Origin of the sequence: Winogradskya humida (genome assembly GCF_016862215.1) — a bacterium.
In the GTDB taxonomy this organism is placed as follows: domain Bacteria; phylum Actinomycetota; class Actinomycetes; order Mycobacteriales; family Micromonosporaceae; genus Actinoplanes; species Actinoplanes humidus.
This window is the reverse complement of sequence record NZ_BOMN01000023.1, coordinates 125,346-146,668: the sequence shown is the minus strand read 5'-3', so window position 1 is coordinate 146,668 and position 21,323 is coordinate 125,346. Positions and strand designations below refer to the sequence as shown.

General features: G+C 71.5%; 19 protein-coding genes. 13 read left to right on the top strand and 6 right to left on the bottom strand.

All coding sequences use genetic code 11. From position 1 onward, the window contains the following. Nucleotides 1-154: 154 nt before the first annotated feature. From Ahu01nite_RS09855 to Ahu01nite_RS09840, 4 genes are read left to right on the top strand one after another with little or no spacing between them, the layout of a single operon-like run. Nucleotides 155-1,897: a VWA domain-containing protein gene (locus tag Ahu01nite_RS09855; protein WP_203836143.1), complete on the top strand. Its 1,743-nt coding sequence runs from the start codon at nucleotides 155-157 to the stop codon at nucleotides 1,895-1,897. Between the two features lie 51 nt (nucleotides 1,898-1,948). Next, nucleotides 1,949-4,192 (top strand): putative bifunctional diguanylate cyclase/phosphodiesterase, encoded by a 2,244-nt coding sequence (locus tag Ahu01nite_RS09850; protein ID WP_203836142.1) that lies wholly within the window; start codon nucleotides 1,949-1,951, stop codon nucleotides 4,190-4,192. A gap of 30 nt (nucleotides 4,193-4,222) precedes the next feature. Continuing rightward, complete coding sequence (locus Ahu01nite_RS09845; protein ID WP_203836141.1) at nucleotides 4,223-5,443, top strand: acyltransferase family protein; 1,221 nt, start codon at nucleotides 4,223-4,225, stop codon at nucleotides 5,441-5,443. Then, complete coding sequence (locus Ahu01nite_RS09840) at nucleotides 5,367-6,116, top strand: tRNA(His) guanylyltransferase Thg1 family protein (RefSeq protein WP_203836140.1); 750 nt, start codon at nucleotides 5,367-5,369, stop codon at nucleotides 6,114-6,116. Before Ahu01nite_RS09845 ends, Ahu01nite_RS09840 begins: the two co-directional genes overlap by 77 nt. A 906-nt stretch (nucleotides 6,117-7,022) precedes the next feature. On the opposite strand, the gene Ahu01nite_RS09835 is transcribed toward Ahu01nite_RS09840, so the two are convergent. After that, complete coding sequence (locus tag Ahu01nite_RS09835; RefSeq protein WP_203836139.1) at nucleotides 7,023-8,831, bottom strand: sensor domain-containing diguanylate cyclase; 1,809 nt, start codon at nucleotides 8,829-8,831, stop codon at nucleotides 7,023-7,025. Between the two features lie 77 nt (nucleotides 8,832-8,908). On the opposite strand from Ahu01nite_RS09835, the gene Ahu01nite_RS09830 reads away from it, so the two are divergent. Then, nucleotides 8,909-9,973, top strand: coding sequence for an LLM class flavin-dependent oxidoreductase (locus Ahu01nite_RS09830; protein ID WP_203836138.1), 1,065 nt, complete (start codon nucleotides 8,909-8,911; stop codon nucleotides 9,971-9,973). Here Ahu01nite_RS09830 and Ahu01nite_RS09825 read toward each other — a convergent pair. Genes Ahu01nite_RS09825 through Ahu01nite_RS09815 form a run of 3 tightly spaced genes read right to left on the bottom strand, consistent with a single transcriptional unit; the run spans nucleotide 9,970 to nucleotide 13,462 of the window. Continuing rightward, nucleotides 9,970-10,752, bottom strand: a complete 783-nt coding sequence (locus tag Ahu01nite_RS09825) for an SAM-dependent methyltransferase (RefSeq protein WP_203836137.1) — start codon at nucleotides 10,750-10,752, stop codon at nucleotides 9,970-9,972. The genes Ahu01nite_RS09830 and Ahu01nite_RS09825 overlap by 4 nt on opposite strands. A gap of 44 nt (nucleotides 10,753-10,796) precedes the next feature. Next, the gene (locus Ahu01nite_RS09820) at nucleotides 10,797-12,851 is read right to left on the bottom strand and encodes a bifunctional diguanylate cyclase/phosphodiesterase (RefSeq protein ID WP_203836136.1); all 2,055 of its coding nucleotides are present in this window, start codon (nucleotides 12,849-12,851) and stop codon (nucleotides 10,797-10,799) included. After that, entirely contained in the window at nucleotides 12,851-13,462 is a 612-nt protein-coding gene (locus Ahu01nite_RS09815; RefSeq protein WP_203836135.1) for a sigma-70 family RNA polymerase sigma factor, read from the bottom strand. The genes Ahu01nite_RS09820 and Ahu01nite_RS09815 overlap by 1 nt, the downstream gene beginning before the upstream one ends. A 346-nt stretch (nucleotides 13,463-13,808) precedes the next feature. On the opposite strand from Ahu01nite_RS09815, the gene Ahu01nite_RS09810 reads away from it, so the two are divergent. Then, nucleotides 13,809-14,633 carry a metallophosphoesterase family protein gene (locus Ahu01nite_RS09810; RefSeq protein ID WP_239158745.1) on the top strand — a complete coding sequence of 275 codons (825 nt, stop codon included), beginning with the start codon at nucleotides 13,809-13,811 and terminating at the stop codon, nucleotides 14,631-14,633. After that, entirely contained in the window at nucleotides 14,630-15,103 is a 474-nt protein-coding gene (locus tag Ahu01nite_RS09805) for a hypothetical protein (RefSeq protein ID WP_203836134.1), read from the top strand. The genes Ahu01nite_RS09810 and Ahu01nite_RS09805 overlap by 4 nt, the downstream gene beginning before the upstream one ends. Here the strand turns inward: Ahu01nite_RS09805 and Ahu01nite_RS09800 are convergent. After that, a complete protein-coding gene (locus tag Ahu01nite_RS09800) occupies nucleotides 15,055-16,023 on the bottom strand; it encodes a GlxA family transcriptional regulator (protein ID WP_203836133.1) in 969 nt (322 codons plus the stop codon). The two genes, Ahu01nite_RS09805 and Ahu01nite_RS09800, sit on opposite strands and share 49 nt — an antisense overlap. Before the next feature lie 150 nt (nucleotides 16,024-16,173). Here Ahu01nite_RS09800 and Ahu01nite_RS51335 point away from each other — a divergent pair, with 150 nt between their 5' ends. Next, nucleotides 16,174-16,305 carry a hypothetical protein gene (locus tag Ahu01nite_RS51335; protein WP_275411724.1) on the top strand — a complete coding sequence of 44 codons (132 nt, stop codon included), beginning with the start codon at nucleotides 16,174-16,176 and terminating at the stop codon, nucleotides 16,303-16,305. A gap of 60 nt (nucleotides 16,306-16,365) precedes the next feature. On the opposite strand, the gene Ahu01nite_RS09795 is transcribed toward Ahu01nite_RS51335, so the two are convergent. Beyond that, complete coding sequence (locus Ahu01nite_RS09795; protein WP_203836132.1) at nucleotides 16,366-17,265, bottom strand: hypothetical protein; 900 nt, start codon at nucleotides 17,263-17,265, stop codon at nucleotides 16,366-16,368. A gap of 231 nt (nucleotides 17,266-17,496) precedes the next feature. Here Ahu01nite_RS09795 and zwf point away from each other — a divergent pair, with 231 nt between their 5' ends. The 5 genes from zwf to Ahu01nite_RS09770 are packed head-to-tail and all read left to right on the top strand — an operon-like array spanning nucleotide 17,497 to nucleotide 21,311. Then, entirely contained in the window at nucleotides 17,497-18,891 is a 1,395-nt protein-coding gene (gene zwf, locus Ahu01nite_RS09790) for a glucose-6-phosphate dehydrogenase (protein ID WP_203836131.1), read from the top strand. Nucleotides 18,892-18,898: 7 nt separating this feature from the next. Further along, on the top strand, nucleotides 18,899-19,267 hold the full coding sequence (locus tag Ahu01nite_RS09785) for a hypothetical protein (RefSeq protein ID WP_203836130.1): 369 nt from the start codon (nucleotides 18,899-18,901) through the stop codon (nucleotides 19,265-19,267). After that, a complete protein-coding gene (locus Ahu01nite_RS09780; protein ID WP_203836129.1) occupies nucleotides 19,225-19,551 on the top strand; it encodes an ATP-binding protein in 327 nt (108 codons plus the stop codon). The genes Ahu01nite_RS09785 and Ahu01nite_RS09780 overlap by 43 nt, the downstream gene beginning before the upstream one ends. 33 nt (nucleotides 19,552-19,584) lie before the next feature. Beyond that, nucleotides 19,585-20,361, top strand: coding sequence for an MEDS domain-containing protein (locus Ahu01nite_RS09775; RefSeq protein ID WP_203836128.1), 777 nt, complete (start codon nucleotides 19,585-19,587; stop codon nucleotides 20,359-20,361). Continuing rightward, nucleotides 20,358-21,311 (top strand): anti-sigma factor RsbA family regulatory protein, encoded by a 954-nt coding sequence (locus tag Ahu01nite_RS09770; protein ID WP_203836127.1) that lies wholly within the window; start codon nucleotides 20,358-20,360, stop codon nucleotides 21,309-21,311. Before Ahu01nite_RS09775 ends, Ahu01nite_RS09770 begins: the two co-directional genes overlap by 4 nt. The last annotated feature ends 12 nt before the right edge of the window (nucleotides 21,312-21,323 follow it).

The window sequence follows — 21,323 nt, the reverse complement described above, 5'->3', positions numbered from 1 at the left end:
GTGAAATTTGCAGCTCCGGAAACCGACACGCGCCACTGCGGCGGGGGCATGCAGTTTGTGTCTCAGGTCACCTTCGAGGTACTTCATGCATGGGGGGTGCAATTTCACCCGAACGTCGGAGGCGCCGCGCCCATCGAGTGACCACTATGGATCGATGCCGGGACGCCACCGCACCACCTTCCGCCACTCCGGCACCATTGCCGGCGTGACCGCGCTGGCGCTGACCGTCGCGGGCGCCGGTGCCTGGCTCGGCTACCAGCGCATGTCCGATCAGGACTGTAGCGGCCAGGTCCCGCTCAGCGTCGCGGCGGCCCCCGAGGTCGCGCCCGCGGTGCGGGACGCCGCCCAGCGCTGGATGGATGCCGGTGCGGCGGTCGCCGGTCGCTGCGTGGCGGTCTCCGTCACCGCCGCCGAGCCCGCCGACGCCGCGACCACCGTGGCCCGCCAGCACCAGGTGAACCTCACCGGGCTCAGCGCCGGCCGCAGCGGGAGCCTGCCGGACGTCTGGATCCCCGACTCGTCGATGTGGTTGCTGCGGATCTCCTCGGAGGCTCCCGGGTTCCGGCCCACCGACGCCGCCCCGATCGCGACCAGCCCGGTGGTGCTGGCCGTGCCGCAGCCGGTCGCCGAGACGCTCGGGTGGCCGGCGGCGAAGCTCGGCTGGAAGGATCTGCTGGCCGCGCTCGGCCGCAAGGGTGCCGCGGAGCTGCGTCCCGGGATCATCGACCCCAACCGCGACGCGGCCTCGCTGGCCGGGCTGCTGGCCCTCGGCGGTGCCGCGGGCGACGGCGCGGCGGGCGTACAGGCCAAGGTCGGTGCCCTGCGCTCGCTGGCCGCCAACAGCTCCAAGATCCGCGACGACCTGCTGCAGAAGTTCCCGCGCACCGCCGCCGACGTGGGGACCGGGCTCAGCGCGGCACCGCTCGCCGAGGGCGAGGTCGTGCGGTACAACGCGGCCCGGCCCGCCGTCCCGCTGGCGGCGCTCTACCTCTCCCCCGCTCCGGCGCCGCTGAACTATCCGTTCGCCGTGATGCCCGGCGCCGCGCCCGAGACCACCTCGGCCGCCGCCGGGCTGCACGGGGCGCTGCGGGACCAGGCTTTCCTCTCCGCGCTCGGGGCGGCCGGGCTGCGCGAACCCGGTGGCCGGACGGCAACGGGGTTCACCGCTCCGGCCGGCGCGCCCGCCGCCCCGACGCCTGCCGTCACCGCCGCACCCGGAAACGACGCCGTGGCCAGGGCCGCCGGGCCGATCAATCAGCTGCTCGACAGCTGGTCCGCGATCACGCTGCCCGGCCGGGTGCTGGCGGTCTTCGACGTCTCCGGCTCGATGTCGGAGAAGGTCGCCACCGCGGGCGGCCTGACCCGCGCGGAGATCACCCGCCGTGCGGCGACCCAGGGCCTGGCACTGTTCGACGACCGCTGGGCCGTCGGCAACTGGATCTTCTCCACCGAGCTGCGGGGCAAGCAGCCCTGGCGCGAGCTGGTGCCGATCACCCCGCTGAGCTCGGGCCGGGACCGGCTGACCGCCGCGATCGACAAGATCAGACCCAAGGAGAACGGCGACACCGGGTTGTACGACACCGCGCTGGCTGCGTACCAGAATGTGCAGAAGTCCTGGGAGCCGGGCGTGGTCAATTCGGTCATCCTGTTCACCGACGGGGTCAACCGCAACCCCGGCGGCCTCACCCGCACCGCCCTGCTCGACCGGCTCACCCGGCTGCGCGACCCGAAACGACCGGTCCGCATGGTGATCATCGGGATCGGCACCGACGTCGACCGCGGCGAACTGACCGCCATCGCCAAGGCCACGAGCTCGGGCGGCGTCTACCTGGCGGAGGACCCCGCGAAGATAGGTCAGATCTTTTTGCAGGCCATCGGTACGCGCTCCGGGGCTTAACAACCCCAAGACTCTCATACACGGTAAGCACGCGCCGAAGTACTTAGCGTGATGACCCGGGTTTCAGCGCTGCGAGCGTGGCTACCGGCGGGCGGCGGTCTTCGAGACGAGGACTGGGCCCGCCGCCACCGCCTGCTCACGCTCCTGCTCGCCGCCTGCGTGGCGGCACTGACCGGCTTCGGTACCTTCCAGCACGGTCTCGACCGGGCCTGGTTGATCACCGTGATGCTGATCCTGCCGTGCGTGGTGCTCGCCGTGCTGCTGCCGGGGCGGCGGCTGCCGTCGGTGTTCATCGCGCTCGGGTACACCGTCGTCTGCGGCGGCTTCGTCTCCATGGCGCACGGCCTGACCGAAGCGCACTTCACGTTCTTCATCGCCGTCGCCGCGCTCGCGCTCTACCGCGACTGGGCGCCGTTCGGCATGTTCCTCATCGCGACGACGCTGCACCACGCGGTCTTCGGCGTGATCGTCAGCGACCGCACCTACGACCACCACAGCGCGATGGCCCACCCGTGGCTGTGGGCGTTCCTGCACGGCAGCGCGGTGCTGCTCGCCGCCACGTTCCAGGTCGTCCAGTGGAAGCTCACCGAGCGCGAGGAGCAGCGCGCCCAGGAGAACCTCGACGACAGCCAGGCCCAGCTCAGCATCGCGTTCGACGAGACACCCGTACCGAGCGCCATGATCGCCCCGGACGGCCGGCTCCTGCGCACCAACGCGGCGTACCGGCACTGGCTCGGGCTGCCCGACGAACTGCCGCCGGGCTTCACCGTGCAGGACCTGCCGATCACCGTGATCGGCGCCGGACCGGGCGACGTCTTCGCCCGGCTGACCAGCACCCGTGAGCCGATGACCGTGACCACGCGGTACCGGCGCGAGGACGACGGCTCACTGATGTGGGTCGAGGTGCACAGCACCACCCTCACCGACCGCAACGGCACCATCCGGGCGATCTTCGTGCACTGCATCGACGTCACCGTCACCCGCGAGCACGAGGCCGCGCTGCAGCACCAGGTGCAGCACGACCAGCTGACCGGGCTGCTGTCGCGCTCCGGTTTCGAGCAGGACATGGTCGCCATGCTGACCGGGCGCCCCATCCCGGCCAGCGTGCTCTACCTCGACGTGGACCGGTTCAAGTCGATCAACGACGGTTCCGGGCACGCGACCGGCGACGAGGTGCTGCGGGCACTGGCCGGGCGCATGATGCAGCTCGTCCCGCGGGGCTCGCTGGTCGCCCGGCTCGGCGGCGACGAGTTCGTGCTCGCGCTGCCCGTGGCGTCCGACGCTGCCCGCGAGGTGGGCCAGTCGCTGATCGCGGCGCTGGCCGAGCCCATGGACATCTCCGGCATCCGGATCCAGCTCACGGTCAGCATCGGCCTGGCACCGGCCCGGACGCCCGCCGACGCCTCGGACTCGGTCCTGGCCGCCGACACCGCCATGTACGCGGCCAAGCGCGCCGGCGGCAACCGACTCGAACTGTTCAGCGAGCAGATGCGCGTCACGGTGCAGGAACGCATCACCGCCGAGGCCCGGCTCCGCGCCGCCCTCGACGGCGACCGCGACCTCACCCTGCCGGTCTGGTTCCAGCCGATCGTCGACGGCGCCACCGGCAGCATCATCGGCGCCGAGGCCCTGGTGCGGATGTGCACACCGCAGGGCCAGATCCTCGCCCCGGGCCACTTCATCGGCGCGGCCGAGGAGACCGGCCTGATCGTGCCGCTCGGAGAGCACGTGCTCATCTCCGCGCTGCGCCACCTGCTCGCCTGGCAGAACGACCTCGGCTACATTTCGGTGAACGTCAGCCCCCGCCAGCTGTCCGAGCCGGGATTCGCCCCCATGCTCGCCGGCCTGCTGGCCCGGGTCCCGCATCTCGACCCGTCGCGGCTGGTCCTGGAGATCACCGAGACCGCAGTGCTGGCCACCTCGGGCGACCTCGAGACCCGGCTGCGCGCGATCAAGGCACTGGGCGTCCGGATCGCGCTCGACGACTTCGGCACCGGCTACAGCTCGCTCACCTGGCTGCAGTCGGTCCCGGCGGACGTCGTCAAACTGGACCGCTCGTTCGTGGCCGGCCTCGCCACGGACCCGCGCAAGTCGTCGATCATCTCCGCGGTGCTGTGGCTCGCCCAGTCGCTGGGCATGACCGCGGTGGCCGAGGGCGTCGAGGACGTGGACGACTGGCAGGCACTGCGCGCGGCCGGCTGCCCGGCGCTGCAGGGCTACTACTTCAGCCGCCCGCTGCCCGCGATGGAGTTCGACGCGATGCTGCGGCGCGGGGCGGACCTCGTGCCGGCGTAACAACAAGGCTCCCGCACCGGTTGTTGGGGCATGGCTGTTCTGCTCACCCCCCAGCAACGCAAACCCGGAGAAACCAGGCCGCGGTCCGCTCCCGGGCGGATCGCGATCCTCGACGGGCTCCGGCTGGTCGCGGCGCTCATAGTGGTCGCCTACCACTACATCGGGTACGACCGGGGCGCCGTCAAACCCTGGGGTGCCGCCGCCGACCGCGCATTCCCGGCACTGGCCACCCCGGCGTCGTACGGCTGGCTCGGGGTGGAACTGTTCTTCCTGATCAGCGGTTTCGTGATCTGCATGAGCGCCTGGGACCGCGACCCCGGCCACTTCCTGCGCTCACGGGTGGTGCGCCTGTTCCCGGCCTACTGGGCGGCGGCGCTGCTGACCTTCGCCGTGCTCACGCTGTGGCCACTGGTACGCGGACCGGTCGGCCCCAGCGACCTGATGGTCAACCTGACGATGCTGCAGGAACCGCTCGGGGTGCGCTCGGTCGATGCCGTCTACTGGACGCTGTGGGTCGAGGCCCGCTTCTACCTGCTCTTCGCGATCCTGGTCTGGCGAGGTCTGACCGTACGCCGTGCCGCGCTGTTCGGCGCCGGATGGCTCGCCGCCGCCGCACTGGCCACGCAGGCAGGCCTCCCGGCGCTGGACATGATCGTGATGCCGGACTACGCGCCGTACTTCGTGGCCGGGATCGCCCTGTTCCTGATCCACCGCTTCGGCTCCCACGCGGGCCTGTGGGGCCTGGTCGCGGTGGCATTCCTGCTCGCCCAGCACCACGTCCTGCGCCAGACCCACCACGTCGCCGCCGACGTCCTCGGCCGCCCGCTCTCCCCCTGGCCGGCCTTCGCCCTGCTCACCGCGATCTTCGCCGCGATGTCCCTGGTAGCGACAGGCCGCCTCGACCAGGTGCGCTGGCGCTGGCTCACCACCGCCGGAGCACTGACCTACCCGCTGTACCTGCTGCACGAGTACATCGGCTGGACCCTGATCGCCGCCCTGCACGCCCACCTGGGCCGCTACCCGACGCTCGCGCTGGTGGTGACGCTGATGCTGGGCGTGGCATGGCTGCTGCACCGATACGTGGAACGCCCCGCGAGCCGGCTGCTGCGAAAATGGCTGAGCGCTCCGCTGCCCGGGCCGCTAACTTTGGCGCATGGATTCGCTCGGGGCGCGGATGAAAGAATACGAGCGCATCAGCCGGACGGTGCTGCCACGCCGGGCGTACACGTTGATCCGGGCCGACGGCCGTAACTTCGGCACCTACCTGCGCGACAGCGAGAAGCCGTTCGACGCGGCCTTCGTGACCGACATGGATCACGTCACGCGCACACTGTGCGAGGAGGTCGCGGGCACAGTCTTCGCGTACACCCAATCCGACGAGATCAGCCTGCTCCTCACCGACTTCGCCGGGCACGGCACCCAGCCCTGGTTCGGCGGCCAGGTCCAGAAGATCGTCTCCACCGTCGCAGCCGTAGCAACCGCCACCCTCTGCTCGCGCCGCCCCGCCCGCCCGGCAACCTTCGACGCCCGAGTCTTCACCATCGCCGACCCCCGCGAGGTCGCCAACTACTTCCTGTGGCGCCAGCGCGACGCCGTCCGCAACTCGATCTCCATGGCCGCCCAGGCCCACTTCCCCCACAAACGCCTCCACGGCGTGAACTCCGGCCGCATGCAGGAGCTCCTCTGGCAGGAGAAAGGCATAAACTGGAACGACTACCCCGCCGGCATCAAACGCGGCCGGGTAGCGATCCGCGAATCCGGCGAGCAGCCCGTCACCTTCACCCACAAACGCACCGGCGAGACCACCTCCACAACCGCGACGCGAACCTGGTGGCAGGTCCGCGACGCCCCGCACTTCGACCTCGCCCCCACCGCCTTCCTCGCCCAGACCATCCCCCGCCTCCCCACCCTCACCGACCCCTGACCCCGCCCGCCCGCTCCCCGGCCGCTCCCCGCCCGCCCGCCGCTCGCGTGACCCAACCTCGGCCGGGAGCATGTCTCTCTTTGCCGGAAATGATTGCCCCGTGCTTGACAGGCCGCACCGCACAAAGTTGCGGTTTACCGAGCCTCGACGCAACATCGCACCACACAAGGCAAGGCATATGTCTTACGCTGAAAAATAACTTCCCGCATTTGACAGTCGATGCCGCATAAAGTGCCACCATTGCAAGCTCCAGCGCAATATCGAACCATCGCCCGGTCGTGATACACGCCCAGCCAATCCGGGCAGCGAACCCACATCCGCCCGCGACCACGCATCCCGAACCTGACCCAGGCAACGCGGCAACGCCCGAAGCTTTAGCAACTGCGCTTCGGCATCCGCACTCGGCATCAACGTGAGAAGCGCAACCACCTTTTCATGCCGCCCACTCCCTACTGCGCCGAGAAATGATTGCGCCATGCTTGACAGCCGACACCGCATAAAGTTGCGAGGTTCAGGTTTCCGGCGCAACATCGAGCCACCGGCCGAAACACATTATCTTCCGGCCAGAAATGATTACCCGCACTTGACAAATAATGCCGCATAAAGTTGCGGGATCTCCGGCTTCAACGCAATATCGAACCTCACGCCACAACGCAATCAGCACGGCCCTCGCGACGCTGGCCCCTTGACACTGGCCCCTTGCGGAAGCGGCCCTCGCCGCATCGGCCCTCGATGGAAGTGGGTCCCACTGGGAGCCGGCCACCCCAAAGAGCCGCCACCGCGCAGAATCGCCACCGCAGAGAGCCGCCATCGCACAGAGCGGCCACCCCGCGCAGCCGTCACCATAGGCAGCCGTCACCGCACGCAGCCGTCACCGCGGAGAGCGGGCTCCGGCTCGGGGTGGGGTCAGATTGCGGCGCGGTCGTGTTTGACGCGGTACATGGCGGCGTCGGCTTCTCGGAGGAGGCGGTCGGGGTTGTTGGCGGGGCCGGTGGCGATGCCGATGCTGGCGCCGATGCGGAGGCTGGGGGTGCCCTCGATCTCGACGGGGGCCAGGAGGGCCAGGGAGATGTCGGCGGCCAGGTTGCCGGCTTCCCGGGGACCGGCGCCGGGGAGGAGGAGGGCGAACTCGTCGCCGCCCAGGCGGACGGCGAGGCCGGTGGGGCCCAGGCCGGTCCGAAGGCGTTGGGCTACGGCGATGAGGAGTTCGTCGCCTACGTGGTGGCCGTGGGCGTCGTTGATCTGTTTGAAGCCGTCGAGGTCGGCGACCAGGACGCTGACCTGGGTGGTGCCCGCGGCGGCGAGGTGCTCGGCGAGGAGGGCGCGGTTGGCCAGGCCGGTGAGGCCGTCGTGGGTGGCCTCGTGGCGGAGTTGGTCCTGGAGTTCGCGGGCCTCGGTCACGTCGCGGGCGTTGAAGACCACGCCGCGGACGCTGGGGTTGCCGGTCAGGTCGGCGCCGACGAGGTCGAGCCAGCGGTAGGTGCCGTCGGCGTGCAGGAGGCGTACCTGGGCTGCCGCGTCCGTGCCGGGGGTCGCGGCGAGGACCGCGGTCAGTTCCTGGAACAGGACGAGGTCGTCCGGGTGCACGTACGTCGCCACCTGCAGGCCTATGGGCTCGTCGCTGCCGAAGATGCGGGCTGCTGCCGGGCTTGCGTACGAGATGATGTCGCCGGGACCGACGACCAGGGTGACGTCGGAGGCGTGCTGGACCAGGGAGCGGAACCATTCTTTCTGTTCGTGCAGGTCGGCGAGGCTGCGGTCGAGGCTGGTCAGGAGGCGGTCGTTGTCGGTGAAGGCGACGAGCTGGCGGCCCAGCACGAGGGCGGTGATGGCCACGACGCCGACCGTGACGCCCCAGATGCGCAGGTCGGTCCTGGGCAGCGCGACGACGAGCAGCACCTCGGTGGCGATGACCGCGATGTACGGCGTCCGGCTGTAACGCCCCCGCCGCTCACCGCCACGCGTCGCGGAGCGGCGGCGCAGCTGGAGCTCCTGGAGCCGCAGGCTGACCGGGATGAGGATGCAGGACAGCACCTGCACCACGAACGTGATCCGGCCGCCGGAGAAGACGAGGCTCAGCGACGTGCCCAGCGCGGTGGCCGTGATGCCGACGGCGGCGATGACGCCGGCGCTCAGCGTGAACGGGGCCGGGTCGCTGAACACGAGTTTGAGGACGCCGAAGACGACGACCAGCATGACGGCGGCGCTGGCGGCGGCGACGTAGCGGTCCGTCGCGTGGGCGCCGCTGAGCTGGGGCGCGAGCGAGAAGTACCAGAGGAAGATCGCAACGCCGGCCAGCACCGTGATCGCGTCCAGCCAGAGCCGCAGCCGCTGCCGGCCGGTGGCGCCCAGCGGGTGGCAGAGCATGGTCACCGCCATGATCGTCATCGCGACCACGACCATGACGGTCTGCAGCACCGAAATGTCCGCACGCCGGGGATCGAGCACGACCAGAACCGTCTGGTACGCGTCCCCGGCGGTGCAGCACACCATCGCCACCTGCAGGGCGCGCCAGAACCGGCGGGCGTGCCGCTGCCCCGTCGCGAGACGGGCCAGGCGCCCTCCGGACCAGACCAGCGCGACGTCGAGCGCGGTCTGCACGGCCCAGGACGAGGAGCGCGGGGCGAACCCGGCGAGCAGCCAGGGCACGCTGAGTACGGCGAGCGCGGCGTACGCGAGCAGCAAGGGGTCCCGCCTGAAGCCCGGCTTCCCCATGCTTCTCCCGTCCCGTGTGGTGATCGGCTCTTGCATCGGCCGTATGGGCGGAAACCTGAGCGATCTAGGATCGCCGGATGAGTGACCTCGAATTCGGTCTTGACACTTTCGGTGACGTCACCGTGGACACGGACGGCAACGTGCTGCCGTACGCCCAGGTGATCCGCAACGTGGTCGAGCAGGCAGTGCTCGCCGACGAGGTGGGCGTGGACGTGTTCGGTCTCGGCGAGCACCACCGTGACGACTACGCGGTGTCAGCGCCGGAGATCGTCCTCGCCGCGATCGCGAGCCGGACCCGGGCGATCCGGCTGACCACGGCGGTGACGGTGCTCAGCTCGGACGACCCGGTGCGCGTCTACGAGCGGTTCGCCACCCTGGCCGCGGTGTCCGGCGGGCGCGCCGAGATCACCCTGGGCCGGGGCTCGTTCACCGAGTCGTTCCCGCTGTTCGGCTATGACCTGGCCGACTACGAGCAGCTGTTCTCGGAGAAGGCCGACCTGATGGCCGAGCTGCTCACCGAGAAGCCCGTGACGTGGAGCGGCTCCGTGCGCCCGCCGCTGGAGAACCAGGAGGTCTACCCGAAGACCGAGGCGGGCCGCGTCCCGGCCTGGGTCGGTGTCGGTGGAAGCCCCGAGTCGGTGGTCCGCGCGGCGCAGTACGGCTTCCCGATGGTGCTGGCGATCATCGGCGGCGACCCGGCCCGCTTCGCGCCGTACGTGGATCTCTATCACCGCGCGCTGGACCAGTTCGACCGCGAGAAGCTGCCGGTGGCCGTGCACGCGCCGGGCTTCATCGCGGCGACCGATGAGGAGGCGGCCGAGACCCTGTGGCCGCACGCCCAGAAGTCGATCACCCGGATCGGCGCGGAGCGGGGCTGGCCGCCGCTGACCCGGGAGCGGTTCGAGGACGACATCGCCGAGGGCGCCTGGCACGTCGGTTCCCCGGAGACGGTGGCGGCCAAGATCGCCCGTACGGTCAGGGCGCTCGGCATCCAGCGCTTCGACCTGAAGTACTCGGCGGGCACCCTGCCGCACGAGGCGATGATGACGGCGATCCACCTCTACGGCACCGAGGTCATCCCCCGGGTCCGCGAGCTCCTCAGCGAGGACGACGACGAGGCCGAAGCCGAAGCCGCCAGCTAGATCTCGCCCACGGCGGCGACCACGGCCATGCCGTGCGGATCGCCGTCGCCGCCGTCCGGCCATTCGTGCACCCAGACCAGGCCGGGCGGCACGATCTCGGCGTCGCCGAAGAAGCTGAGGATCTGATCACGGGTACGCCCGTGCGCCGCGGACACGTCGGTGCGCCGGTAGAGCGCGGTGACCTCGGCCTCCTTCGCGTCGGCCGCGGTTTCCGAGACGCCGTGCGAGATCACGATGTAGGACCCGGCGGGCAGCGCCGACCGCAGGCTCTGCACCGCCCGGTAGGCGTCGTCCTCGGGCACGAAGTGCAGCATCGCCACGAACATCAGCCCGATGGGCTGGTCGAGGTCGATCAGCCGGCGGACCGTGGGGTGGTTGAGCACCGCGTCGGGGAAGCGCATGTCCGCCTGGATCGCCGCGGCCCACGGGTTGTCCTTGAGGATGTCGGTGCTGTGCGCCACCGCCACCGGGTCGATGTCGACGTAGACGACGCGGGCGTCGGGGACGCGTCGCTGGGCGATCTCGTGGACGTTGCCGACGGTCGGGATGCCGCTGCCGATGTCGAGGAACTGATGCACGCCGCGGTCGAGGAGGTAGTGCACGACCCGGCTGAGGAACGCGCGGTTGGCGCGGGCCATGTCGCCCGCGAGCGGGAAGATCGTCAGCAGTCCCTGGGCCGCCTCGCGGTCGGCGGCGAAATTATGGTTGCCACCGAGCAGCGCGTCGTAGATGCGCGCGCTGCTGGGCCGGCTGGAGAAATCTGAGTCGGCGTTCGCCATGCCCAGAAATCCTACTCCACTGTGGACGCCCGGCAGGGGTTCCGTCACGATGCCACCAATCCGTTCGCCCGCAGTGGCACGGCGCGGGCCCGCAGCAGTGCCGGCACCTGGTGCGGTGTCGCGGGCACGCCGTAGTGCAGCCCCTGGGCGCCGTCGCAGCCCGTGCCCCTCAGAGTCGCCGCGGCCGGCTGGTCATCGATGCCGTGCACGGTCAGGGTGAGACCCAGCGCGTGGGCGGTGCGGGCCATCCCGGCGAGCAGCTCCCGGTCCGAGTCGGCTCCGGAGGCGCCCGTCCGCAGCAGCGCCGCGGGGGTGCGCAGCCCGTGCACCGGGAGGTCCCGCAGGTACGCCAGGCTCGTGAACCCGGTGCCGAAGTCGTCCAGGACGATCCGCACACCCAGCTCGGCGAGCGCGGTCAGTACGGTGAGGCTGTGCTCGCCCGCCGGCACCGCGTCGAGCCCGGACAGGTGCAGGTGCAGCCGCCCGGGTGCCAGGCCACTGGTGGTCAGCGCGTCGTGCACCACCTCCACCACATCGGGGTAGCCGATCTGGTGCACCGGCACGTCCAGCCCGACGAACGGGCCCTTCGTGGCGCCGTCCCACTCCATCGCCTGCCGGCAGGCCTGCTGGAGCAGCCCGGCGGCGAGCCGGGTGGTGGTGTCGCGGTCACCGGTGAGCTGCCCGATCCGGGTGAGGTCGAGGGTGCCCAGGTGCGGGTGGCGCCAGGTCATTCTGGTGTGCAGCCCGGCGACCCGGCCGGTGCCGAGCCGGACGACCGGCTGGTAGGTGGGCGGCCCGGTGACCAGGCCGGCGACCCCGGCGGTGGCGCGCGGGCCGGTGCCGGCCGGGCGCGCGTCGTAGACGGCCCAGCCGCTGGTGCCGGAGCGGGCCTGGCGCAGGGCGATCTCGGCGTCGACCAGGACGCGGGCGGGCTCCAGGTCGCCGGTGGCCGCGTCGACGGCGCCGACGTGCGCCTGCAGCGGGGCGGTCAGGCCCGTGTCGGGCAGCGACGTGGGCTCGGCGAGCACACCGGCGATCCGCTCGGCGAGGTCGGCCAGGTGGACCAGGCCACCGCTGTCCTGCACGAACACCGTGAACGTGTGGCTGCCGTGCCGGGCCAGCAGATAGTCGGGGTGGGTGGCGGCCAGCCGGAGCCGCCGGGCGACCTCGCCGAGCACGTGGTCGCCGGCCTCCGCGCCGAACTGCTCGCAGATCGCCGGGTAGGCGCCGATCTCGATGAGGCAGAGCCCGGCGTGCCGCTGCGGGTCGTCGCCGTTGGCGGACTGGCGCAGCCGCTGCACGAGCCGGGTCTTGCTCGCCAGCCCGGTCACCGGGTCGAAGTACGCGAGCCTGCGGTAGCGGGCCTCGCTGTGCTGCAGGGCGACCTGGAAGTCGTGGGCGGCACGCTGGGTGGCCCGGTGCAGCGACTCCTGCTGGGCGAGCGTGCGGGCCTGCATGGCGGCGGCGAACCCGGCGGCGAACGCCCCGGCGACCTGGCGGGCCGGGACCCGCAGGACCTCCCCTTCGCTGAGGTGGTCGAGGACGACGCTCATCGTGGCGGGCAGCGCCTCGTGCCGGCCGATGCCCAGCGCGACGACCTCCACCCCGACGCGGTAGGCGGTGTCGTAGTCGGGCGGGATGGCGGTGGCGGCTTCGTGCAGGCAGCGGGCGTACACGTCGAGGGTCTGGGCCGCGACCGGCTCCGCGACCGGGAGGTAGACACCGGCCGCGGTGGCGGCCGCCAGCCAGGTCTCCCCCACCGTGCCGCGGGCACCGGTCGCGACCGGCATCGGGGCGAGGTCCACGGGGTACGGCGTGGACTGCGGGCCGGACAGCGCGCGCCGGGAGCTGAGCACCGTCCGGGCGGCCTGGTCCAGGGCGGCGTCGGTGTACTGCACGGCGGTGGAGAACGCGGCGGCCACTATCCCGTCGGCGCGGCGGCGGGCGTCCTCGATGACCCGGTCCGCGGCGCTGTCGTCGCGCGGAACGTCCTCGGGGACCGGCGGGTAGCCGCACTCGCCGAGAATCTGGTTCATGGCGGCGATCATCATCGCGTGGGTGAGCACCTCGGGGTCCTCGTGCGGGCCGCTCTGCGCCATCAGTTCTCCCCTGACTCCAGGTTCGCTGACTCCGGGTTCGCGCCCGTCCGCGGGGAGCGCTGCTCGGGTATCGCCCGCCAGAGTGCGACGGCCTGCTTGCGGCCGAGCTTGAGTGCGGTGCGTACCGCCTCCGGCGACTTGCCGACCTGGGCCGCGATCTCGGAGGGCGTCAGGCCCTGGGCGGAGAGCTCGAGGGCCTCGCGGCGCGCCGGCGGCAGCTGCGCCAGCACCCCGGAGAACCATTCCTCCAGTTCGTACGCCTGCAGCTCCGGATCGTCCGCCCGCCCCTCGTCCAGCTCGGCGACGTCGGGCACGAGCACCTCGAGGTCGCCGTGGGCGCTGGCGCGGCGTTGCTTGAGCCAGTGGGAACGGGCCGCGGTGCGTACCCAGGCGACCGGGTGGGTGAGGTCCCGCCAGCGCCGCAGCGCCTCACGGATGGCCTCGGAGACCGCGTCCTGCGCCTCCCACCGGTCGGCGCCCTCACGCATGAGGTTACGCACGAGACCTTCCCAGTAGCGCCGGAAGAACTCCTCGATCTCCGCGGCGGGCGGTGGATCGACTATGGGCGCCTTGTCCTCGCCCACCTTGTGCGCGTCGTGCGCGTCGACCACCGAATTGCCTCCGTTCGCCGTTGAACTCCCACCTAGTTAGGTCCCGGGGAGCCCTCCGGCGTGACAGCGGCGGTCAAGATTCTTTTCGGTCAGTGCGACATGCGCCTACGGTAGGTGACGATCAAGGATGCCACCTGCGGCCGCTCCCGCCTGGGAGAACTGTCTGTCCGAGATGGACTGTACGCCGGCAGGATCGGACACGGGGTGTGTTCGGCGCCACGACGGGCGACCCCGGCGCACCGGGCCGGGTACCCCGCGGGGAGGAGCCGGGGCGCCACCGGAGCCGGGGTCTGGCAAGATCGGCTATCGAAGGACGTCAACGGTGGCATCGAGGCGAGGAGGCGTAGTGGCGGGCACGCTCTACGCGGTCAGCGACCTGCACGTCGCGTACGAGGAGAACCGCAAGCTGCTCGACCGGCTGCAACCGACCTCCCCCGACGACTGGCTGATCGTCGCCGGTGACGTCGCCGAGGTGTTCGGCCAGGTCGAGATGACATTGCGGACCCTGCGGTCGCGGTTCGCCGAGGTGATCTGGGCGCCCGGCAACCACGAGCTGTGGACCCACGCGCGTGACCCGGTGCAGGTGCGCGGCGTCGAGCGCTACGAGCGCCTCGTCGCCATGTGCCGCCACCTGGGGGTGCTCACCCCCGAGGACGACTATCCGGTGTGGCGTGGCGACGGCGGGCCCGCGGTGGTGGCGCCGTTGTTCCTGCTCTACGACTACACGTGGCGGGCACCGGGGACGGTCACGAAGGAGGAGTCACTGGCGTACGCGTACAACACCGGCGTCGTCTGCACCGACGAGGGCCTGCTGCACCCGGACCCGTACCCGGACCGTGAGTCCTGGTGCCGGGACCGCGTCGCCATTACCGAGAAGCGGCTGGCCGCGATCGACCCGGAGCTGCCGACCGTCCTCGTGAGCCACTGGCCGCTGCACCGCCACCCCACCGAGGTCCTCTGGTACCCGGAGTTCGCCCAGTGGTGCGGCACGGAGCTGACCGACGACTGGCACAAGCGGTTCCGCGCCGCGACCGCCGTCTACGGTCACCTGCACATCCCCCGCACCACCTGGCAGGACGGCGTGCGCTTCCAGGAGGTGTCGCTGGGCTACCCGCGGGAGTGGAGCAAGCGCGACCGCCCGCCGACGCTGCTGCACAAGGTCTTCGGGTGACGACGGCCCCCACCTGGAACCCCGGGTCGGGCAGGGTCTTCGTGCTCACCCTGACCGGCCTGCTCACGGCCCTGGCGCTGGGCACCGGCCTCGCCGGGCGCGATGATCCGCACCTCGAGGCGACGGCCGGGGCGATGACCGATGCGGTCGTGGTCGCCCACGACAACAACGACGCCGTGCTGAAGGTCTCGGACCCGGTGAACGACGTGCGGTGCCGGGTGACGGGGACCGAGTTCGCCGGGGATCTGCCCGAGGTGGGCGCGGTCATCCCGGTGATCCCCGCCGGCGTCGGCTCCTGCGACCTGCCGGTGCTGGTCGGCGCGCTGCCGCGGACCAGCCTGGTGGTCACCGGTCTGGTCGGAGCCGCAGGTCTGCTGGTTTATGGGGGACGCCGGTGGTATGTCGCGCGCCGGCGGCGGGCTCAGGAGGCGACGCTGGTCGCGTACCTGTCGCGGAACGTCGCCCGATAGGCCTGCGGCGTCGTGCCGAGCCGCTGCCCGAAGTGGTGGCGCAGCGTCGCCGCACCGCCGAAGCCCGCCCGCACCGCGACGAGGTCGACGCCCAGGTCGGACTCCTCCAGCAGGCGCCGGGCGAGCAGCACCCGCTGACCGGTCAGCCAGTCGTGCGGGGTCGCGCCGGTCTCGGCCCGGAACTTGCGGGCGAACGTCCGCGGTGCCATGTGCACCCACGCGGCCATGGTTTCCACGGTGTGCGGCCGGTCCAGGCTCGCCATCACGTCGGTGAGCAGCGGCTGCAGCGTCTCGCACTCCACGGACTGCACCGGCGTCTCGATGTACTGCGCCTGACCGCCGTCGCGGTGCGGTGGCATCACCATCCGCCGGGCGATCCGGCGGGCCACCTCGGCGCCCTGCTCCTCGCGGATCAGGTGCAGCCCCGCGTCGACGGCGGCGGCGGTGCCCGCACTGGTCAGGATGTTGCCGTCGGCGACGTAGAGCACGTCGGGGTCGACCTCGGCCGCCGGGTGCAGCGCGGCGAGCCGGTCGGCGTGACGCCAATGGGTGGTGCAGCGGCGCCCGTCCAGCAACCCGGCCGCGCCGAGCGTGAACGCTCCGGTGCAGACACTCATCACCCACGCACCACGGGCGGCGGCCCGGCGCAGCACCTCGACGATCTCCGGCGGCGGGTTCTCCTCGTCGCAGCTGGGCACGAGCGCGACCAGATCGGCCTCGTCGACCGGCGTCAGGTCATGCTCGGGGGAGATCGAAAACCCGGCATGGGTACGCACGGGGCGCCCGCCGACGCTGCAGACCGAGAAATCGTACGCGGGGAGCCCCTCGTCGGTCCGGTCGAAGCCGAACAGCTCGCAGAGCACCCCGAGCTCGAACACGGCGACGTCGGGCTGCGCGATCACGGCGACTTTCGCAAGCATGCGGCCAGCGTAACCAGGGTTGGCAGGAATTTGAAGATGTATGGCATATCTGCCACTGTCCCCGCCGTCGCGCGCGCTCCAGACTGGAGAGGAACAACCCGGTGGCCACCGGCACCCGCACCACCCCGCCGGACAAAGGTTGTGACCGTCATGGGACTACTCGTCCTGCTCTTCTTCCTGCTCATCGCCGCCGCCTCCGCCGCCGGGCTGACCGCGGACTCCCGCGACAGCGCCGACTGGAAACCGACCGCGGAGGGCCTGCGCATCCCGATCCGCCGATGATCTCGGACAGCGAAGCGGCGCGCTCCCCCGCCAGGGACCGCGCCGCTCACCCACTACCCGTTACTTCTTGGCGGTAGCGCCTTCCTCGGCCTTGTCAGCACCGGCCTTGTCAGCACCGGCCTTGTCAGCACCGGCCTCATCCGCGGCGCCCGCCTCATCAGCAGCACCGGCCTCGTCGGCACCGGCCTCATCCGCGGCGCCGGCCTCGTCGGCAGCACCAGCGTCGTCAGCAGCTCCGGCGTCACCGGCCGCGGCAGCGGCGGCGGCCTTGGCGTCGGCCAGCGTGAGACACGCGGTCAGCAGGCCCTCACGACCGGCGGTCACCGCGGCGTCGAGATCCTCGGCAGCAGCGCCACCCTCCTCAGCGGCACCGGCGTCGCCAGCAGCACCGGCATCCGCAGCGCCCTCTTCCTCGGCGGCCGCTTCCATCTTCTTCGCGTACTTCTTCGCGATAGCCTTCTTGATCTTCTTGGAGAGCGGCTCGTGCTTCGCCTTCTCCGCGGGCGCCTCGGCCTTGCCGGCCGCGCCCGCCTCGTCAGCAGCACCGGCCTCATCCGCGGCACCGGCCTCGTCGGCCGCACCGGCCTCGTCAGCGGCGCCGGCGTCGTCCGCGGCACCCGCCTCGGCGTCGGCGGCGGCCTGGTCGATCGCGAACTGGTCACACGCCGTTTCCAGCGCGGCAGCCGACGCAGCGGCGGCCTCGGCGGCGCCCACCGCCTGTTCCGGCTGCAATTCCTCGCCGTCGCAGACAACCGCGCCCGCGTTGATTTCCAACTTCTCACAGCCGGCGATGTCAAAGTTCTGACCATCGACGACCACGATCTCCGCGGCCTTCGTCTCCTCGCTCGCGGAAGCCAGCTGCAAGCCGGTCACACCACCCGCTACCAGCACCGCGGCAAACAGACCCGCCCCGATAGCCTTGCGGTTGACGCCGATACCCCGTCGCTTGCGGTAGCTCATCACCACTCCTGTTCGCCGGACCTCAATGTCGGTGTACGGGGGCTGATACGAGACCCGGGGGTCGATGGGTTCACTTCCCGCGCACATTCGGAGGGTTCAATTCCTAAGGGATTAATTTGAATCTTTTCGGCGCGGGCGGCGTCGATGGCCGGGACGGGCGAGCCCGGTGGATCGCGACACAGGACCGGCCGGGCAGGATTAGAGCGGGCCTCCGCAGGTCACATCTGGGTCATGGCGACGAAAAAGACCGTGTTCGTGCTGTTCGGCGCGACCGGTGACCTGGCGAAGCGCATGGTGCTGCCCGCGTTCTACACGCTCGCGATCGAGGGCCTGCTCCCCGAGGACTGGGCGCTGGTCGGCAACGGCCGGGGCGACGTGGCCCACGAGGACTTCCGCAAGCACGTGCACGACGCGCTCAGCGAGTTCGGGCCGGCGCCGGGCAAGGGCCCGTGGAAGCAGTTCGAGAAGCGGCTCTACTTCGCCGGCGGCGGATTCGACACCGACTCCCCCGGCAGCCTGCTCGACGTCATCGGCGACACGCGCGAGAAGCTCGGCGAGGACGCCCAGCTCGTGCACTACTTCGCCGTCCCGCCGTCACACTTCGGCGAGCTGACGAAGGCGCTCAGCGAGCACGGGCTCGCCAAGGGCAGCCGGGTCGTCTTCGAGAAGCCGTTCGGCACCTCGCCCGCCGACTTCCGCGCCCTCGACCGCACCGTCCACTCGGTGCTCGACGAGTCGCAGGTCTACCGGATCGACCACTTCCTGGGCAAGGAGGCGACGCAGAACCTGCACGTGCTGCGGTTCGCCAACGAGCTCTTCGCGGCGATGTGGAACAACAAGCACATCGAGAGCGTCCAGATCGACGTGCCCGAGGACCTCGGCATCGACGACCGCGCCCTGTTCTACGACGCCACCGGCGCGACGCTCGACATGCTCGTCACGCACCTGTTCCAGGTCGCGGCCGAGGTCGCGATGGAACCCCCGGCCAGCCTGGACGCCGAGGGGCTGCAGAGCGCCCGGGAGAAGGTGATCAAGGCGTTCCGGCCGCTGGACCCCGCCGAGGTGGTGCTCGGGCAGTTCGAGGGCTACCAGGACGTCGAGGGCATCAAGTCCCGCTCGCGCACCGACACGTACGTCGCGGCCCGGCTCTGGATCGACAACGCGCGCTGGCGGGGCGTGCCTTTCCTGCTGCGCACCGGCAAGCGGATGGCGGCCAGCGAGCAGCGGGTCAGCATCGTCCTGCGCACGCCGGAAGGCCCGTTCGCCGACCTGCCCGCCCAGGCGAACGTGCTGACGTTCTCGCTCTCCGGCAACGGCGAGTTCGGATTGTCCCTGCTCGCCAAGAAGCCCGGCGTCGCGCTGACCGTCGACCCGGCCACGGTCACCCTGCCGCTGGCGCAGCTCCCCGACGCCGAGCCGCTGCCGCCGTACGCCCGATTGATCAATGACGTCCTGCTGGGTGACCGGTCCCTGTTCACCCGCCCGGACGGCCTCTCGGCCGCCTGGAAGGCGGTCACCCCCCTGCTGGAGAACCGCCCGCGCCTGCAGAAGTACGCCCAGAGCAGCTGGGGCCCGTCCGCCGCCGCCAAGCTGGCGTCCCCGCACGGGTGGTTGTTGGGGCAGTAGGCGGAGATTGACACGTGACTTCCTGACCGCCGGGCGCGCCGCCGGTCGCCGGCTGATCTATGTGGCCGACCGCGCGCCCCGCGGCTGGGACTTCGAGCCCGAGCTGGCGATGCCCGCCGAGCAGTACCCGCCGGAGGGCATCACCGACCCGGCCGACGCTACGAGGCCGCACTCACCCCCGGTACGCCCGGCCGGCGGCCACAGCGCGGACAGTCCCACGTTCGCCGAGCCCAGGGCGTACCTCTCGGAAGCACACCCGTTGCTGCCGGACCCGCTGCAGACCGGCCCGCCCGCCGCGCAGCTCGCGGACCATCCCCCGCGCAGGCCCGGCGGATGGTCCGCGAGCTCGACCCAGGCCTGCAGGGCGAGGACCTGACCGACCTGCTGGTCGCGGTGAGCGAGACCGTCACCAACGCGATGAAGCACGGCCGTCCGCCGGTCCGGGTACGAGCCTGGACAGCACCCGGCCGCATGGTGGTGACCGTCACCGATGCCAGGGACGGCCCCGCGGACCCGCTGATCGGTCTGATGCCCGCCGGCTCCGACGAGGTCGGCGGTCGCGGCCTGTGGATCGCCCACCAGGCGTGCGCGCACGTCAGCACCGCCCGCGACGCCGAGGGCTGGACCATCCGCATGATCGCCGGCTCCCCCGCGGGATGATCGGCGCGGGGGTCGCCTCGCTATCATGAATACATGGTTACGCTCGATGCCCCGGTGAGTTTCGGGCACGGCTGTGTGGCCTTCGACGACCCGGCGGAGTTCGAGGTCGCGGCACGTGACTTCCTGGCCGCGGGGCGGGCCGCCGGGCACCGGGTGCGTTACGTCGCCGACCGGGCGCCGCGGGGCTGGGATTTCGAGCCGGAGCTGGCACACCCCGCCACTCAATATCCACCGGACGGCATCACCGACCCGGCCGCCACGGTCGCCACCTGGGCCGCCGAGGTGGAGCGGGCCCTGGCCGGCGGCCACACCGGGCTCAGCATCGCCGCCGACACCACCTGGCTGGTGCGCGACCCGCTGCTGCGTGCGGGATACGCGCGCTACGAGCACCTCATCGACCGCTACATGCGCGGACACCCGCTCAGCGGCCTGTGCGGCTTCGACCGGCGCATCCTCGGCGACGCCGTCATCGCCGGCCTGACCTGCGTGCACCCCGACTCCGACGCCCCGTTCCGGCTGTACGCCGACTCGACCGGATCGTCGAGCGCCGGCCTCGACGGGGAGCTCGACGACTCGACCCGCGAAGAGCTCAAGCAGGCCCTCGCCCATGCCGATCTGATCCCGGTGAACGGCGAGGTCGTCCTGCAGGCGGCCGGGCTCGCGTTCGTCGATCACCGTTCGCTCATGCAGCTCGACTCGTGGGCGCGCCGCCGTGGTGCCACCGCGGTCCTGCGCACCCGCCGTGGCACCGCTGCCCGCCTGGCGGCACTGCTCGACCTGACCGCACTACGGGTGGAGACCATTCGATGAGGACAGGGGCGGCAGCCGGGCACCGCGGCTATTACCACGAGGCCTTTCAGTACGCCTCCGACGACGAGTTCCTCAGCGTCGCCGTGCCGTTCCTGCTCGACGGCGTCGCCGCCGGCGAGCCCTCCATCGTGGTCCTCGGCACACCGTCCGGCGACCTGCTCCGCGGCGCCCTCCCGAAGAGGTGCGGTGTCGGCTACCTCGCCGGCGGTGCGACCTACGACCGGCCGGTCACGGCGATCCGCGACTACCGGGCGATGCTCGCGGCCTGCGTCGCCGACGGCGCCGAGCAGATCCGGATCGTCGGGGAGGTCCCGTCCGGCGGCACCGGCGACACCTGGCGCGCCTGGGCACGGTACGAGTCAGCGATCAACGTCGCGTTCGACGACTACCCGCTCTGGAGCCTCTGCACGTACGACGAGCGCCGCACCTCCGCGCAGGTCCGCTCGGACGTCGCCCGCACCCACCCCCGCTTCGCCCGGCACGGCGGCGGCAGCACCACCAGCACCGCGTTCGCCGACCCCAGCGCGTACCTCTCCGAGCACCACCCGCTCGTGCCGGACCCGCTGCAGGCCGCCCCGCCGCACGCGGAGTTCCACGATCCCTCCCCGGCGCAGGCCCGCGCCGCGGTGCGCGATCTCGGCGCCGACCTGACACCCGACGACCTGGACGACCTGCTGGTCGGCGTGAGCGAGGCGGTCACGAACGCCATGCGCTACGGCCGTTCCCCCGTCCGGCTCCGGGCCTGGAGCACCCCCGGCCGCCTGGTGGTGACGGTCACCGACGCCGGCGACGGCCCCAAGGACCCGTTCGCCGGGCTCCTCCCCGCCGCCCCGGGCCAGCTCGGCGGCCGCGGCCTCTGGATCACCCATCAGGCGTGCGCCCAGGTCAGCACCGCCCGCGACGCCGAGGGCTGGACCATCCGCATGATTGCCGGCCGCACCGCGGAATAACAACGCCCGCCG